1 protein-coding gene and 1 pseudogene are annotated in these 802 nt (G+C 59.7%); one reads left to right on the top strand and one right to left on the bottom strand.

Features of this window, described 5'->3' with window-relative positions:
• A pseudogene (locus ENZ74_RS33325) lies at positions 1–327 on the top strand (hypothetical protein); the annotation flags it as partial.
• Positions 328–412: 85 nt separating this feature from the next.
• Here the strand turns inward: ENZ74_RS33325 and ENZ74_RS33320 are convergent.
• Entirely contained in the window at positions 413–727 is a 315-nt protein-coding gene (locus tag ENZ74_RS33320; RefSeq protein WP_013530790.1) for a hypothetical protein, read from the bottom strand.
• Positions 728–802: the final 75 nt, after the last annotated feature.

Below are 802 nucleotides of genomic sequence, written 5' to 3'. Positions count from 1 at the left end.
CTCAACATCTGGGTCACCAACGTCATCGTCTTTGCCTTGTGGTTCTGGAGCACCGACCGCGGCGGCCCGCCGACCTGCGGCCTCGTCAAGCTTGCGCAGGCCGATTTCCTGTTCGCGCAGATGACGTTGAACGACCGTGACCTCCGAGATTGGCTGCCCGGTTTCGTCGATTATTTCTTCCTCGCCTTCACCAATGCGACAGCGTTTTCGCCCACCGATACCTTGCCCCTTTCCCAGCGCGCCAAGCTGCTGATGATGGCCGAGGCCATGATCTCGCTGCTGACCATCGCGCTGGTCGCGGCACGCGCGGTCAACATCCTCGCTTGATCGGCCCGACACGCGAAATAGCCCGCCCGGCGCACCGGAACGGGCTATTTTGGGTTGCCTTCGACAGTTGAAATGCAGCGCCGGCCTAGTGGCGCTTGCCCAGCCTGTAGCTGTTGCCGCCCAGCAGGTTCACGCCGAGCCCGCTCAGAACGCCACCGACGATGCCGGTCTTGTTGCCGTTCAGAATGCCTGAGACGACATTGCCGCTCAGGATGTTGTTGCCGCTGAGCACGTCGTTCAGCGCGGTGATCTTGCCAAGGTCGATGGACGGCGAAACATTGATCAGGCTGCTCGAATTGCCTCCCCAGCCGCCCGAACCTCCGCACCCACAACCTGCCTCGGCGGCTCCAACGGACGATGCAACTGCAACAGCGGCGAAAATAACAGTGAACTTGTTCATGAAAGCTACTCCCGTTTGATGATGGAGATGGCTTCCGTCTTCTGTGGTCTACCTCTTGCTTAACAATATATGAAC

The organism is Mesorhizobium sp. M7A.F.Ca.CA.002.15.2.1 (assembly GCF_003998715.1).
Lineage (GTDB): Bacteria > Pseudomonadota > Alphaproteobacteria > Rhizobiales > Rhizobiaceae > Mesorhizobium > Mesorhizobium ciceri.
Note: the sequence above shows the minus strand (reverse complement) of the source record. Positions and strands in the feature narration are given on the sequence as shown.